The sequence below is a fragment of the Pontibacillus sp. ABV4_188 genome (assembly GCF_056311905.1).
Genome location: NZ_CM149975.1, coordinates 2,598,373 through 2,613,725, shown reverse-complemented (window position 1 = coordinate 2,613,725; position 15,353 = coordinate 2,598,373). Strand labels below are relative to the sequence as shown.

The 15,353-nt window shown below is 42.1% G+C and carries 16 protein-coding genes; 13 read left to right on the top strand and 3 right to left on the bottom strand.

The features are described from left to right. Positions 1 to 32: 32 nt before the first annotated feature. Positions 33 to 1,448, bottom strand: coding sequence for a hypothetical protein (locus ACYX4O_RS13510; protein WP_476351586.1), 1,416 nt, complete (start codon positions 1,446 to 1,448; stop codon positions 33 to 35). 199 nt (positions 1,449 to 1,647) lie between these two features. Beyond that, a complete protein-coding gene (locus ACYX4O_RS13505; RefSeq protein ID WP_476351585.1) occupies positions 1,648 to 2,838 on the bottom strand; it encodes a M14 family metallopeptidase in 1,191 nt (396 codons plus the stop codon). Between the two features lie 158 nt (positions 2,839 to 2,996). On the opposite strand from ACYX4O_RS13505, the gene ACYX4O_RS13500 reads away from it, so the two are divergent. The 13 genes from ACYX4O_RS13500 to paaX all read left to right on the top strand — a co-directional run bounded on the left by ACYX4O_RS13500 (position 2,997) and on the right by paaX (position 14,106). After that, positions 2,997 to 3,608 (top strand): hypothetical protein, encoded by a 612-nt coding sequence (locus ACYX4O_RS13500; protein WP_476351584.1) that lies wholly within the window; start codon positions 2,997 to 2,999, stop codon positions 3,606 to 3,608. Between the two features lie 440 nt (positions 3,609 to 4,048). Next, positions 4,049 to 5,008: a 1,2-phenylacetyl-CoA epoxidase subunit PaaA gene (gene paaA, locus ACYX4O_RS13495; protein WP_476357139.1), complete on the top strand. Its 960-nt coding sequence runs from the start codon at positions 4,049 to 4,051 to the stop codon at positions 5,006 to 5,008. A gap of 15 nt (positions 5,009 to 5,023) precedes the next feature. Next, on the top strand, positions 5,024 to 5,374 hold the full coding sequence (gene paaB, locus ACYX4O_RS13490) for a 1,2-phenylacetyl-CoA epoxidase subunit PaaB (protein ID WP_188655273.1): 351 nt from the start codon (positions 5,024 to 5,026) through the stop codon (positions 5,372 to 5,374). Further along, positions 5,374 to 6,186 (top strand): 1,2-phenylacetyl-CoA epoxidase subunit PaaC, encoded by an 813-nt coding sequence (gene paaC / locus ACYX4O_RS13485; protein WP_476357137.1) that lies wholly within the window; start codon positions 5,374 to 5,376, stop codon positions 6,184 to 6,186. Before paaB ends, paaC begins: the two co-directional genes overlap by 1 nt. Before the next feature lie 25 nt (positions 6,187 to 6,211). Next, a complete protein-coding gene (gene paaD / locus ACYX4O_RS13480; RefSeq protein WP_476351583.1) occupies positions 6,212 to 6,697 on the top strand; it encodes a 1,2-phenylacetyl-CoA epoxidase subunit PaaD in 486 nt (161 codons plus the stop codon). Positions 6,698 to 6,761: 64 nt separating this feature from the next. Continuing rightward, a complete protein-coding gene (locus ACYX4O_RS13475; RefSeq protein ID WP_188655271.1) occupies positions 6,762 to 7,070 on the top strand; it encodes an EthD family reductase in 309 nt (102 codons plus the stop codon). Continuing rightward, a complete protein-coding gene (locus ACYX4O_RS13470; protein WP_476351582.1) occupies positions 7,063 to 7,839 on the top strand; it encodes an enoyl-CoA hydratase/isomerase family protein in 777 nt (258 codons plus the stop codon). The genes ACYX4O_RS13475 and ACYX4O_RS13470 overlap by 8 nt, the downstream gene beginning before the upstream one ends. 10 nt (positions 7,840 to 7,849) lie before the next feature. Then, positions 7,850 to 8,623, top strand: coding sequence for an enoyl-CoA hydratase-related protein (locus ACYX4O_RS13465; protein WP_476357135.1), 774 nt, complete (start codon positions 7,850 to 7,852; stop codon positions 8,621 to 8,623). A gap of 18 nt (positions 8,624 to 8,641) precedes the next feature. Continuing rightward, the gene (locus ACYX4O_RS13460) at positions 8,642 to 10,162 is read left to right on the top strand and encodes an aldehyde dehydrogenase family protein (RefSeq protein ID WP_476351581.1); all 1,521 of its coding nucleotides are present in this window, start codon (positions 8,642 to 8,644) and stop codon (positions 10,160 to 10,162) included. Between the two features lie 93 nt (positions 10,163 to 10,255). Further along, positions 10,256 to 11,122, top strand: coding sequence for a 3-hydroxyacyl-CoA dehydrogenase (locus tag ACYX4O_RS13455; protein WP_476351580.1), 867 nt, complete (start codon positions 10,256 to 10,258; stop codon positions 11,120 to 11,122). Then, positions 11,119 to 12,318 carry an acetyl-CoA C-acyltransferase gene (locus ACYX4O_RS13450; protein ID WP_476351579.1) on the top strand — a complete coding sequence of 400 codons (1,200 nt, stop codon included), beginning with the start codon at positions 11,119 to 11,121 and terminating at the stop codon, positions 12,316 to 12,318. Before ACYX4O_RS13455 ends, ACYX4O_RS13450 begins: the two co-directional genes overlap by 4 nt. A 12-nt stretch (positions 12,319 to 12,330) precedes the next feature. Further along, positions 12,331 to 13,107, top strand: a complete 777-nt coding sequence (locus ACYX4O_RS13445) for an enoyl-CoA hydratase-related protein (RefSeq protein WP_476351578.1) — start codon at positions 12,331 to 12,333, stop codon at positions 13,105 to 13,107. A gap of 117 nt (positions 13,108 to 13,224) precedes the next feature. Beyond that, on the top strand, positions 13,225 to 14,106 hold the full coding sequence (paaX, locus tag ACYX4O_RS13440; protein ID WP_476351577.1) for a phenylacetic acid degradation operon negative regulatory protein PaaX: 882 nt from the start codon (positions 13,225 to 13,227) through the stop codon (positions 14,104 to 14,106). 669 nt (positions 14,107 to 14,775) lie between these two features. Here the strand turns inward: paaX and ACYX4O_RS13435 are convergent. Further along, complete coding sequence (locus tag ACYX4O_RS13435; RefSeq protein ID WP_476357133.1) at positions 14,776 to 15,282, bottom strand: hypothetical protein; 507 nt, start codon at positions 15,280 to 15,282, stop codon at positions 14,776 to 14,778. Between the last annotated feature and the right edge of the window lie 71 nt (positions 15,283 to 15,353).

The window sequence follows — 15,353 nt, the reverse complement described above, 5'->3', positions numbered from 1 at the left end:
AAGGTGAACCTCCACATGGGTTCACCTTTTTTTTACAAGAATAGCACAATAAATAGTTGTAAATAGATTTGTACCATAAAATAAAAAGCAATGGCATATTTGTAATTGAATAGCAGCCCATTCTTAATTATACTCAATCGATTGACAGAACTTAATATAATCGACGGCAGAATAAGTGGCGAGAGCATAATGGATATGACACTTCCAGATGTTATTCCAAGCACTACAATTTCCGGAGGATACGGTAAGTCGACACCTTGTAAAATTCCTGATACAAGGACAATAACAGTTAGGGGACCGAGTCCAATAAATCCAAGGATAATGACTACAAACGGCAGTACCCATAAGAAGTTTAGGAAAGGTACGGCATCTGTTAGATAAAAGATCCCATCGACAATGTATGTCCCATACCCAGATTGATTAACAGAGTTAATGAGAAATCCTGCTGCGAGAAGAATGGAGAACTGCTGACCTTTATTAGGAATATCCTTACGTATATATGTCTTCGCATTTGTAATAATAGCAGACAGCTTCGTGCGAACAAGGAAATACAGAAGGACCCAAAATACGATCACAATAGGGATAATAAGCAGTAGTTCCGCAGACCATAATGCATTTAAAAGGAAAATCGTCCCGAAAAGAGATATAAATAATAATGCAAATTCATATACATCGCGATTCCCTTTGGTTTCATCTTTCTTCTCTTCAGCTATCTTCCTTAATTCTTCTTGAATTCCCTCTGTCAGATCTACACCATAATGGCGTTCTTGGTAATAAGAGAAGAGAACAGAAAGCATAATTCCCGCGAGCGAAATGACAAATCCTTGTAATATAGATAAGGATAAGGAAGCTCCAAGAGCATCAACAGCAAAGATGAAGCTCGGAATACTAACTACCCACATTGTTGTAAGGGAGAAAGCTCGTAGCATGGCAGTCCCTTTATAATTTTCCCAAGCCTCTCCTTTTTGGTTGCTGAGAAAATCATTTACCATACCATATACCATTGGGATAGACCCGAATAGAAGGAAATAGGAAATGATTTGGGTGATGACCATCATCCCAAAGTAAAATTTCCGACTCGTGTTAAGAAGATTCTGGGCGAAGTTAATGACCGCTTCAATATAAGGCTTTTCTTCTAAAACCCAACTAATCATAGGTACAATGAGCAATAGCGCGATAAGGCCACTCATTACACCAAAGCCTGATACAATCCCGTCTATGAGAGAGGTCCCTGCTGTAAAGTGAATGATTAGTGCAATCACGATTAGGAGTAGGGAAATCGATGCCTGCTTAATAGGCAAGAAGAAATATCCTAACAAGAATGCGAACAGTCCAAATATAGATAACAAGGTCGAAGCAGACTCGTTTCCTGCAAAATAAACAAAAAAGTGCATAATAGCATATAAGCTAATAAAGAATGTATAGCCTATTTTAGCAAAACGTATCATTATGAAAGCTCCAATCTGACTCTGAAGTGCTAGCTTTCATATCGTAACACAAGGTACACAAATTATCCCCTAAAGTGCATTGTAAAGGCTTTCGCGCAATTTAGTACGTTAAAGAGAAACAGCGTGCCAGACACCCTGCAATCCTTTAGTGCAATAAACGGTGTCTGGCACGCTGTGGTTCTATAAAGGGATAAAGAGGCTACATGTATAGATTGGCGAGGAAGATGCCTAGTGCTTCTTGATAGATTTCATCAAATTGGGTAAGGGGCAGGGGGCTAATGCCTTTGCCTAATTCGATCGTATAGCCTGGTCTTTGGTATTCTTGGATATACCAGTCCCGGTAACCTGCGAAGCTGTCTATTTCCCGAATCGGGCGATAGCCACTTACACGTGCAAATTCGTCTACGATCACCTCTGCTTCAGGAGGCTCCAAGTTTTCAAATCCCCAAAAGATCACCTCGCCTTGTGTGTGGAATGTGAGAATTCGTGCAAAGTCTCTCGCGTAAGTTAATTCAGCCATCGCAATCGACTCCGGTTCTGATAGAGGGAAAGGTCCTGGATAGTTAAATGGAGCGGGCTGTTGTTCTTTCCGTTCTGCTTCAATCTCCCATTTTGCAGGGTAGTTGTTATTTAAATCTACACCTTTAATATTGGCCTTCCAGGACGAAAAGTCTGTACTTCCCTCATTAATATCTAACACGTTAGTTCGGTAGGGCTCCTCATCAGGTAATCCTTCAATCACTAAATCTACCCCATCAGGATCAACCATTGGAACGGTAGACAATAGAACGAGTTCATAAAATGGAAGCATGCTAACTCCTCTAATCTGATCTTGATTTGTTAAAGCTACTAAGAATTCATTAAGGAACCTCATAATAATAGGTGTTGTAATCCATTCGTTCGCATGAAAAGACCCATTCATATGAAGGCGTTTAGAACCCCTTCCAATTCTAAGTTCCGGTAGTGTTTTCCCCATAACAGAATTTCCAATTGATTCATTTATAATAAAAGGATAAATGGCAACAAGCTGTCTTATATCATTCATCATCAACTCATAGGTGTAATTCTCTTTTCCATTTACAACTCGCCATGTAACTCGAACGGGTACCCGAATAAGTTGCCCGATTTGCAGTGTGTTTGGATTGATGTTTGGATTTGTTACTAAAATGGCATCAACTGGGATACCGCGTTGCTTTGCGATTGACCATAACGAATCACCTGCAGTAATACGCACATTAGTGGTAACAAATCCGGGGATTTGAACAGACTGACCTATAAAAAGCTGATTGGGGTTACTGTCCCGGTTAGAATCCACGATCAGCTGAAACGGCAGACCAAACAATTGACTGTAATACCAAAGTGAATCACCTTGACGTACAGTTACATTCATTCTGAAAACCTCCTTAGCCGTGCATCTTTATAGTATATGAAGGTTTAGATGCTGTAAGAAGACTAATTTGGAAAGGTTATGCAAATTAGTGAGTATTATTAGAGGCAAAAGAATAGCATAGATCCAAGCTTAAAGACGTAGGATGAGAGGGAAAGTGGGTGAACGTTATGAAACTTTCCTTTTTCCATTCTGCTAAAGGATTCGTGATGGTAACGGCACTATTCATTTCGATTGGATGCATATTTGGGTATAACACGATACAATCGATCCCGGTTCATATGGCTTTTGTGAGTTTTCTATATTTTGTCATTCCTCCTATGATTCTTTATAGTATGTCATCAATTGTCCCAAGAAAAATGGCCTTTACCTCACCAATATCGTTAGCACTTTTCTCCATCATTCTCACGCTTCAACACGCTGCACCTTTCATTGGAGTAGAGTTTCTATCAGGTTCTTGGATAACTTGGATTCTTTTTTCACTCTCTATTGATGCTTGGCGCCCTTTCTTTATATATCCTTCTACCCAAACGCCCCTAATTGCCAAATGGAGTTTCTTAGCGATAACTCCCGCTTGTCTATTTCTGTTTGCGGGAGCATGGTTTGGAGTGGAGACATCTTTAACTACTGTCTACTGTCTACCAGAAGGGATCCCTCTTAACGCTCTTGAATCAGTCTTGATACATCCAAGGTTGGATCTCATTGGTTCGGCCATATTTATGATAGTAACTCATAAAGGAGCGCTATATATTACGAATAGAATCGGGAATTAATTGATTAAAATTATATTTTGTCCAAATAAAGAACGCCAAGTCATCACCATGCTTGGCGTTTTTTATTTATAAACAAGTGCTTTTCATTCAGCTTACAAAGATCATGTTCAACACGAAGCAAGACGAGAGTTTTCCTTCAGTAGAAGGATCTAGAGTAGCTATAACTAATTTTAATTAATTAAAATTTTCAGATAAATATGTTGACAGTTATCTATTTTAACTGTATGTTTGTTGTAAATAGTATTACAGAAGTTTTTAATTACGATAAAAATCCGTCATATAATCAAATGTAAAATTTGATTTTTTATTAAAGGTAAATTGTAAGCGCTTTATTTGTTTCGTCTTCCATTTATGCAATGGGTGGTTAAGAGGTTTTGAGGAACAAATGGAGGAAGTTTTTTAGCTAGCGTAATGAAAAAGGAGGATCTTGAATGACAACGATGACAGTTTTTGAACGCCTATCTGATGAAGAAAAGCATAATCACTTTATGCAAAGGGTTGAAGCGGGTGAGAAGATTGAAGCAGAAGACTGGATGCCTGAAGAATATCGTATGACGTTAATTAAATTAATTTCGATGCATGGCATTAGTGAAATTATGGGAGCGTTACCGGAGAAAGAGTGGGTACCTAAAGCTCCTACTTTAAGAAGGAAACTTGGAATTATGGCAAAGGTACAAGACGAAATGGGGCACGGACAGCTTCTTTTGCGTGTAGCCGAAGACTTGATGAAACCCTATGGGAGAAATCGTGAAGACATTATGCAGGACCTGTTCACAGGTCGTCTTAAATTTCATAACGTCTTCCATATGCCAGCTCCAACCTGGGGAGATGCAGGATTAATCGGTTGGCTTGTAGATGGCGCAGCGATCATTACACAAACCAATATGTTGAAAGCCTCATACGGACCATATGCACGGGCTTTACAACGTATTTGCGCAGAAGAAGTCTTTCATGCTCAACACGGGGAAGCGATTATTATGGCACTAGCTGAAGGAACGGAAGAACAAAAAGCGCTCGTTCAGGATTCCTTAAACCGCTGGTGGGAGTCATTACTTATGTTCTTCGGCCCAGCAGCAGCTGACACGACCGGCTCCTCTAAGCAAGATACTACGATTAAATACAAGATTCGTACGAAAACCAATGAACAGTTAAGACAAGACTTTTTCACAAAATATATTCCAAGGGTTCTATCACTTGGATTAGAGTTGCCAGATCCTACTATGCGATATGACGAAGAAAAAGGGCTTTGGGTTTACAAGCAGCCAGATTGGAATGAATTTAAAGAAATCGTCCGAAACAATGGACCTAAATCGAAAGAACGCCTCCGCTTACGTCAACTTTCTTATGAGAATAACGCATGGGTACGAGAGGCGTTAAGCCCATCAAACGAAGCTATATAAGAAGGAGGAAAAGTAGTGGGGGATAAAGGAAGAGAATTTTATCAGGAGTTTGAAGTATTCAGTAAACGTACATTTAAATCACCGTTTCAGCATCAATTTAGTTTACTCGCACCGAACCATGAGCTAGCAGTGGTAATGGCGCAAGAAAACTTTATGCGCAGAGAACCAGTAGTGGATATTTGGGTTGTGAAGCGATCTGATATCCGCATGTTTAATCAAGAAGAACGTGAAGCCTTGCAGCGTTTGGATAACAAGGAATATCGAAACACCAAAGGTTATGGTTACTTAAAGAAAAAATGGCGTGATAAAGAGCAAGGGATGTTAGATGAGAAAGAGATATTGTCATGGGGAGGGGACGACAAGTGATGAAGACACCGGAGGACGTTAAAGCACAAGGACATGAAGAGGCTTTAAAAGAGCTTTTATTCCAGTTGGCTGATGATGATTTTATCGTGGCTTATAGAGGATCAGAATGGCTTGGTCTTGCTCCCCATATTGAAGAAGATGTTGCTTTTTCTTCTATTAGTCAGGATACGATGGGGCACGCAACGATGTATTATCAACTTCTAGAAGACCTAGGACTAGGTGTTGCAAATGATCTTGCTCACGCTAGAAAGCCTGAGGAACGAAGAAATGCCATTTTACTTGAAGAGGTGAACGGTCCAGGACACTACTTGGAAGAACCTCGATATGACTGGGCATTTGCTGTGGTCCGTCATTACTTTTACACACAAGCTAAAAAGATCCGAATTGATTCATTGCAATCATCATCCTATGAACCGCTTTCCCATGTTGCAATTAAAGTGAACACGGAGCTTTATTACCATTTGATGCACTGGAAAACGTGGTTTAAACAGCTCGTGACAATTCCTGGAGAGGCCAGGGAGCGCATGCTTAGTGCTGTTTCACGCTCAATGGAAGATGTCGGTGGAATTCTTGCACTGGGGCCTCACGAGAAAAAGATAACGGAAGCAGGGTTAATTGAAGGAGAAGAGTTTCTAAAAAAGCGTTGGCTACATGAGGTTGAAGCCATGTGTGATGATTGTGGAGTCCAAGTAACATTAGAACCAATGATGAAACGAGGAAATGGGCGAGCGTTAGAACATACTGAAGATCTAACGGATGCGATCAAAACGCTTAGTGCAGTGTACCGACAAGACCCTGCAGCAATCTGGTAAAACGCATCATTGGGAGGGGAAGTCTATGACACTTGTGTTGAATTCCGTAGAAGAGGCGTTAGAAAATGTGAAAGACCCAGAGATCGATTCTGTCAGTATAATCGATTTGGGAATGGTGGAGCACGTGGAGGTAGAAGAAGGCGAAGCTTATGTAGCTTTATTACCAACCTTTATGGGATGTCCTGCCCTTGAGATCATCGAGAAAAACGTCAAGAATGAGCTTCTCACAATCGAAGGGGTGCAATCGGTAGAGGTGAAGTTCATTTACAGCCCTCCTTGGACATCTGATCGAATTACAGCTCAAGGGAGAGAGCGTTTGAAAGATTTCGGTATTGCTCCTCCTCCTACAAAAATGGAATCGACAGGGGAATGGCATGTAGATTGTCCATATTGTGGCTCAACTTATACAACTATGGATAATATCTTTGGTCCAACAGCTTGTAGAAGTATTTTATACTGCAAGTCCTGTAAAAATCCATTTGAAGCGATGAAGCCAGTCTCAACGATGTAAGGCTAACTCGAGATTCTAGTATTCTTTGAAACCAATCTATTAAAACTTAAAGGAGATGGAACAAATGGTGAAAATGATCGCGTTGTACAAACACCCGGAAGACAAGGAAGCGTTCGATGAGCATTACTGGAATACACATAGCCCGATTACGGCCAAAATCCCTGGACTTCGTGATATGAAAGTAACAAAAATCGTCGGAAGTCCAATGGGCGGTGAAGGTAAGTATTACCTTATGTGTGAAATGTACTACGATAGCCATGAGGCGTTAAAGACAGCGATGAAGACAGATGAAGCAAAAGCTTCTGGTAAAGATGTTATGGGATTTGCAGGAGAGCTTGTCACGATGATGATTGGTGAGGAAGTTGATGCATAATCTGCAATTCGTTGAAGCGACGGTGGTGGATGGGGTAGGACTTATTGAATTAAACCGTCCTGAAGTTCTGAACGCGATCAATCGTCCGATGGTAAGCGAATTGGTGGAATTAATGACTGCTTTCGATCGAGATCCAGAGGTCGGTGTAATGGTTATTACAGGAAAGGGAAGGGCTTTCGCAGCTGGTGCTGACATTCATGAAATGGCTGGGGATTCTCCTATAGACCTTGAACTACTTGATCAGTTTGCTGATTGGGATCGTCTTCTATCTATTAAGAAACCGATTATAGGCGCTGTAAATGGATTTGCCCTTGGAGGCGGTTTTGAATTAGCTCTTGCATGTGATCTTTTATTTACGACTGAAACGGCTCAATTTGGTTTCCCGGAAGTGAACCTTGGCGTTATGCCAGGTGCAGGTGGGACACAGCAATTAACGAAAATTATGGGGAAACGAAAGGCCCTTGAATGGCTTCTGACTGGAGAGAAGATGTCTGCTAAAGAAGCATTTCATTTTGGAGTTGTCAATCGTCTGATCGCACCAGAACTCCTCCTAGAAGAAACGATGAAGTATGCTAAAAAGGTTGCCAAACAGCCTCCATTAGCAGTCAGACTCATTAAAGAAGCAGTAGATAAAGCTGTGGACTACCCTCTTGATGAAGGGATGAAGTTCGAAAGGAAAAACTTCTACTTGTTATTCTCATCAGAAGACCAAAAAGAGGGCATGAGTGCTTTTATGGAAAAGCGAAGCCCGCAATTTAAAGGGAAGTAGAGGTGGCAATATGGGGGATACCATTTTGTATGAAGTGTTAAATGGCGTAGCAACAATCACCTTGAATCGACCAGATAAACTAAATGCGTTTACTCATAAGCTGAATCATGATGTTCGTAAAGCGGTGAAAGAGGCTTCAACGGACGAAGGTGTCAGAGCCATTGTCATTACCGGTGCCGGTCGTGCCTTCTGTTCTGGGCAAGATCTAAGCGGGGTGGATGAATCCATAGACCTTGGTGAAGTTCTCAGGAACAGCTACGGCCCAATGGTCAAAGAGATTGACCGTTGTGAGAAGCCAATTATCGCGGCTGTAAATGGTGTAGCCGCTGGAGCTGGATTTAGTCTAGCAATAGCGTGTGATTTCCGCTTAGCTTCCGAGAATGCTAGTTTTCTAGAAGCATTCATTCATGTAGGGCTTATACCTGATGCGGCGAACCTATACAACCTGCCTAAAATTGTAGGTCATGCCAAAGCGCTAGAGCTTGCCATATTAGGTGAAAAAATCTCAGCTGACGAGGCTAAAGAGCTCAACCTAGTAACTAAGGTTATTCCTGCAGCAGAGTGGGATCAACAAGTAAGGGCGTTTGCTGAACGACTTGCTTCTATGCCTACAAAAGCAATTGGCCTTATCAAACGGAATATGAAAGCCGGCTGGCAGATGGATCTCCATGACTATCTTGAGAAAGAAGCTTATGGACAACGAATTGCTGGATTAACAAAAGACCACCATGAAGGTGTTCAAGCATTTTTGAATAAACGAAAGCCTGAATTTCAAGGACAATAATAAGAAGGAGTGGATGGAATGGCAACTGCACAAGAAACGAAAATGGAACAAATGGCAATGAAGCGTGATCACTACTCAATGATTATTAACGGAGCGCGGGTTGAATCAACTTCAGGGGAAACATTTACTACATACAACCCAGCTACAGGCGAACCACTTGCAACAGTAGCAAAAGCCACAACAGAAGATGCGGAGCGCGCAGTTGAAGCAGCTCGAAATGCTTTTGATTATGGAAAGTGGAAGAAGTTCCCGGTTGGTAAGCGTTCTCGCACTTTGAACAAAATTGCAGGCATAATGCGTTCACGATTTAACGAACTTGTTGAGCTTGAAGTTTTAAACAGTGGGAAAACACTTGCCGCTGCTCAAGGTCAGGTTATGCAAGCCATCGAAGACTTTGAATTTTATGCAGGTGCGATTGTAGGTCATAAAGGAGAAGTGAATCCTGTACCAGGTCAATTCCATAACTACACAGAAAAAGAGCCGGTAGGTGTCTGTGCTCAGATTATTCCATGGAACTATCCAATGATGATGGCTGCGTGGAAAATCGCTCCCGCTATTGCGGCAGGATGTAGTGTGATTGTGAAACCTGCCTCTCTTACCCCTCTTACAGCACTCGTTATGGCTGAGATCTGTACAGAAGCAGGAGTACCAGAAGGCGTTGTTAACGTCGTTCCTGGTTCCGGATCGGAGATAGGAAATTATCTTGTTGAACATAAAGGTGTCGATAAAGTCGCTTTCACAGGTTCAACACCAATCGGAAAGAACATTATGGGGAAAGCGTCTGAAACGCTAAAACGTGTCACGCTTGAACTTGGTGGGAAGTCGCCTAATATTGTTTTTAACGATGCTGACCTAGATGCTGCTGTGGACGGATCTTTATTTGGGATTTTCTATAACACGGGTCAATCCTGTGAAGCTCGCTCTCGTATGTACGTTCACGAAGATATATATGATGAGTTTATGGAGAAATTTGTAGCTAAAACAAAGCGCCTTGTATTAGGGAATCCGATGGATAAAGGTACGCATATTGGTTCCATCATTAACCGTGATCAGGTAGAAGTCATCGATGGATATGTTCAATCAGCTAAAGAAGATGGTGCAACGATCCTAGCTGGTGGACAGGAAGCGAAAGTAGACGGATTTGAAAATGGCCACTGGTATGAGCCAACCGTAATTGCGGATGTTACCCACGATATGAAAGTGGTTCAAGAAGAAATCTTCGGACCTGTTGTTGTCGTAATGAAATTTAGCGATGAAAAAGAAGTTCTTAAATTAGCAAATGACAGCGAATATGGATTAGGTTCTGCAATCTGGACAAAGGATCATGGCAAGGCAACACGCGTTGCGAATGGCATTAAAGCTGGTATTGTAATGGTGAATTGCCCATTCTCAGCCTTCCCAGGAACCCCGTTTGGCGGCTATAAGCAGTCAGGATTTGGCCGAGAATTGAGCACAGAGACGCTTGATCTTTATACGGAAACGAAGAGCATTCTTTCCTACTACGGCAACCGTCCTTTAAATCCACTCGGTGTAGAATAAGGTTAAAGAATGCGAGCGCTAAAAACAAGCGCCTCGCATTCTTTTCTTTTCATCAAAAAGGTAAGTACAAACCAATAAGAGGAGGCCTACATAATGGTTAAATCAATAGTCGTTGTCGGATCAGGTGTAATGGGGCGTGGAATTGCGTATGTGAGCGCTTGTGGAGGTTTTGAAACAACACTTGTTGATATACAAGAGGAACAATTAACCGCTGCACAGGCGGAGTTAGATTCCATATTTGATAAAGGGGTTAAGCGAGAGAAGTTGTCGGTAGAAGCATGTAACGAAGCTCAAGCGCATCTTCACTTTTCTACATCTCTAAAAGAAGCGGCTTCAGGGGCTGATCTTTTAATCGAAGCTGTGCCTGAAAAAGCAGATATTAAAAAGAGTGTTTTTGAAAAGGCTGATGCGTATTCTCCAGCAAGTTGTTATTTCGCTACAAATACAAGCACGATGAGTCCAACTGAAATTGCCTCATTTACAAAGAGGCCATCACAAGTTATTGCAATGCATTTCTTTAATCCTGTTCATAAAATGCCTCTTGTTGAAATCGTGAGAGGGTTAGAAACTTCTGACGAGACAGCAGATGTGATTCAAAATGTTGCTCACCAGATGGGGAAAGAGACAGTTGTAGTTAACGAGTTCCCTGGGTTCGTAACAAGTCGGATCAGCGCGCTCGTTGGAAATGAAGCATTTTATATGTTGCAAGAAGGGGTTGGGAGCCCTGAGGAAATCGATAAAGCTATTAAATTAGGACTGAATTATCCGATGGGGCCTTTTGAACTTGGAGACTTAGTAGGTCTTGATGCTCGCTTGAATAACCTAAAATATTTACATGAGAAGTTAGGTGAGAAATATCGCCCGGCTCCTCTCCTTGAACAATATGTCAGTGCAGGACGTCTCGGTCGAAAGACTGGCCGCGGAGTGTATGACTATTCAAAGGATGGTGAACTTGTATGAAAGAAGTTGTCATTGTAGATGCTGTTCGCACTCCGATTGGAAGGTACAAAGGAGCATTGAAGGATATCCGTCCTGATGACCTTGGAGCCCTGGTTATAAAGGCTCTTCTTGAACGAAATCCTGATCTTAACGCTCTCGAAGTGGAGGAGGTCGTATTTGGTAATGCAAATGGGGCGGGCGAGGAAAATCGGAACGTAGCAAGGATGTCTGCTTTATTAGCCGGAATGCCTGTAGAAGTAGGAGGCACAACTTTAAATCGTTTATGTGGGTCTGGTCTTGATGCTGTGAATTACGCTGCAAGGGCTATTATGGTTGGAGAAGGGGATATTTTCATAGCAGGTGGAACAGAAAGTATGACACGAGCCCCTTATGTGATGGGGAAACCTGAAACATCATACTCCCGCGGTAATCGCGAGATGTTTGATACAACAATAGGTTGGCGTTTCGTTAACGATCGTTTGGCTGAAGTATACGGGACAGACAGCATGCCAGAGACCGCAGAGAACGTTGCGAAAGAATTTGGTGTAACACGTGAGGACCAGGATGAGTTTGCTTTCCATAGTCAACAAAAAGCGAAAACTGCTATGGAATCAGGAAGGTTTAATGAAGAAGTCGTTCCTGTGACTTACTTCGATCGAAAAGGGAACGAAATTGTTATCGAAACAGATGAGCACCCTCGTCCGACGACCACACTTGAGAAGTTAAACACACTGAAGCCGCTTTTCCCAAATGGTACGATTACTGCAGGCAATGCTTCAGGAATCAATGACGGAGCGTCCGCTTTATTAATAATGAGCGCTGAAAAAGCCAGTTCATTAGGGCTTACACCGCTTGTTAAATACCGCGTTTCAGCAACGGCGGGACTAGAACCGAGAATTATGGGGCTTGGACCAATCTTTGCAACTAGAAAGGCTATGGCTCGTGCTGGAGTTACTTCTTCTGATTTTGGATTAGTGGAACTAAATGAAGCGTTTGCTTCCCAATCGCTAGAGTGCATGAAGCAGCTCGAGTTATCACCTGAACGAGTAAATGTTAACGGCGGAGCAATTGCGTTCGGTCACCCTCTTGGTGCGAGTGGTGCGAGGATCTTAACAACTCTTATCCATGAGATGAAAAAGCAAGATGTAGAACTTGGGCTAGCTACTATGTGTGTTGGAGTAGGTCAAGGCATTGCTACGATTGTTGAGAACATATAAGGAGGATATATAATGGAAGGCATTCATTGGGAAATAAACAATCACATTGCTTATGTAACGTTATCAAGACCGGAAGCGTTAAATTGTTTTAACTTTGCCATGTTGCAAGAACTTGGGGATGTTGTAGAACGATTACATGTACATCCTAATGTGCGTTGTGTGATCTTTACAGGAGCAGGTGAGAAAGCGTTCAGTGCTGGCGCTGACTTGAAAGAAAGGAAGACGTTAACAGAGGCAGAAGTACGGAGGAATGTAAAAAAGATAGGTGATGTATTTCAAGCTGTAGCTGAGCTACCTCAACCGACCATTGCTGCTGTGAATGGATATGCATTTGGCGGAGGTTTTGAGCTTATGCTCGCTTGCGACTTCCGTTATGCTGTTGCGGATACGAAGATGGGTCTTACTGAAACGAGTTGGGGCATTATCCCAGGGGCCGGGGGTACCCAGCGTCTCCCGCGTTTAATTGGGGATATGAGAGCGAAAGAGTTAATCTTAACAGCTAAGAAGATCACATCAGAGGAAGCGTATAAGTATGGACTGCTTATGGAAGTAGTAGAGCGTGAGAATTTGTTAAACCGATGTAAGGAATTAGCATCATCCATGCTTGCCAACGGACCAGTAGCTGTACAACAAGCCAAACATGCTATAAGTAAAGGAGCTGAGGTTGATCTTTGTACAGGGCTAGCGATTGAATCGAAAGCCTATGAGATTACTATCCCGACTAAAGATCGAGTGGAAGCTTTAGAAGCTTTCGGAGAAAAACGTGCTCCTCAGTTTACAGGTAACTAAGTGTGAAAGATCTTAAGAGTCGATCGTCCTCAATTCATGTGCCTTTTCCCATATTCATGATATAATCGTAATAGTTTTCTGAATACGATGAAAAAAGAGATAAAGGATGTTACGGGGATGAATACTAGATCAATGATTTTTACCCTTTATGGGGATTATATACGACATTACGGCAATAAAATCTGGATTGGGAGCTTGATTCGGTTGCTGAAAGAGTTTGGTCATAATGAGCAGGCTGTTCGTGCAGCCATTTCTCGTATGAGCAAGCAAGGGTGGCTTAAGGCCCAGAAGCAAGGGAATAAAAGCTACTATTCACTAACTGACATAGGCTTAAAGCGGATGGAAGAAGCAGGGAATCGTATTTTTAAATTAAATCCAGAAACATGGGATGGGAAATGGCGTATGCTTTTTTACACGATTCCAGAAGAAAAGCGTAACTTACGTGATGAACTTCGGAAAGAGCTTGTATGGAGCGGATTTGGTACGATGACCAACAGCCTTTGGATATCGCCCAACCAGCTTGAAGAAAAAGTTTATTCCCTCATTGAGAAGTATGAGATTGAAGAATATGTAGACTTTTTCATAGCATCTTACGATGGCCCTCATGACAATCAGAGGTTAGTAGAGAATAGTTGGGATATTGGCGAGATTAATGAGAAGTACAATGCATTTATTGCCCATTACAGTCAGAAATTTATCATTGATAAGAACAAGATAAAAAGTGGCGCCATGAGCGATGCAGAATGCTTTGTAGAACGAACCAAACTCGTTCACGAATATAGGAAATTCTTATTCATAGACCCAGGCTTACCAGAAGAGCTCTTACCTGAGAAATGGTATGGGAGTTACGCAGGTTCCCTCTTTAGTGACTATTACAAAGAACTCGCAGAACCCGCAAACCGCTTTTTCGAGCAAGTCTTTAGCGATGGGAATGAAATGACCTTAAAAGATAAAGGGTACGACGTTCTATCTCATCCACTTATGCTTGATAAAGAGTAATAGACTTGTATGGCGCACCTTTGTTTAAAGGTGTGTCTTTTAATTTTATGGCTCTGTTAATGTTTAGTGTTGATTTTGCTACATATAAGCCCCCTTATACGGAAGACTTGAATTCAAAAGGATCTCGTCTTGCTATGAATAGAGAAACGCTCCCGTCAACTTTTATGGAGCGTAAGGTGGGCCTGGAAATCACTCGCTTTCCGCGGGTGAGCTGTCGAGCTTCCTCGTTCGCTTCGCTCTCTGTGGGATCTCGTCTAGCTCTTTCTCCCGCAGGAGTCTCGCAATTTCCAGGCCCACCTTTGCCAAATGGGGAGAGACGGGAGCGAGCCGAATATGTTAGGTGGGGGCTTTAATGCGATCTTGATGAGTGGCCGTTCATCCCATAAACGTTAGGGCAGGCTAGGGGACTGCGAGACTCCCGCGGGGTAGGGAGCTTAGGGGAGACCCCGGAAAGCGCGTAGCGATTGAGGAGGCTTCCCAGCTCCCCGCAGGAAAGCGAGTTGTCCCCTAGCCTGCCCTAGCACTTAAAAGCGTAACGGCCACATACACGACGCAGTGTCTCAGCTTCGAGTCTTCAACAATCCTGCCCTATTCTTGAACTAGCTTATTATAAAGAATAATAACATTAAACTTTAACAGAGCCTATTTTATAGAAGTCCGTAATCGATATTATATGTAATCAATCAATCGCCCTTCATAAACGAGTTCTAGTCGATCGTTCTCTCTGAAGTCATCGGGTGTAACAAGAGCAGGGAGTTTATCCCATAGTTGAATACCAGAGCGGTTCAGTATTTCTGCGACGAACTGAGAGCAAAAATATGAATTGCTGAATTCCACAGGTTCTTTCATAGACACGCCAACAAGCCCAAGGATATTATATAAGAATTTGTGGTTATTCCTCTGAAAAACCTCAAGAATCCTTTTCATTTTTTCTTTTTCCCTGTCAGTAACTTTAAGGCGATAAATTACACACATGGTATTACGATACTTGCTAAATGTTCCGTTCTCAATATCTTCTTTTACAAAGCCTCCGTTAAGGGGGTTATTTGGGTTCTTTCGGCCGAAACTGTACATATCCTTTAAATGCGGGTCAAAAGAAAGAGAAGCATGATTGTAGGGTGCTTTCGTATACTTCTTTATAAGCGAAGTGAAGAGGGTTCCTGTATCAGATAGCATAATATATACATAGTTTAAGTGATTCACTGTATGATTCCCCTTTCTTAGAATTTCCTTTATTTTCATTATAT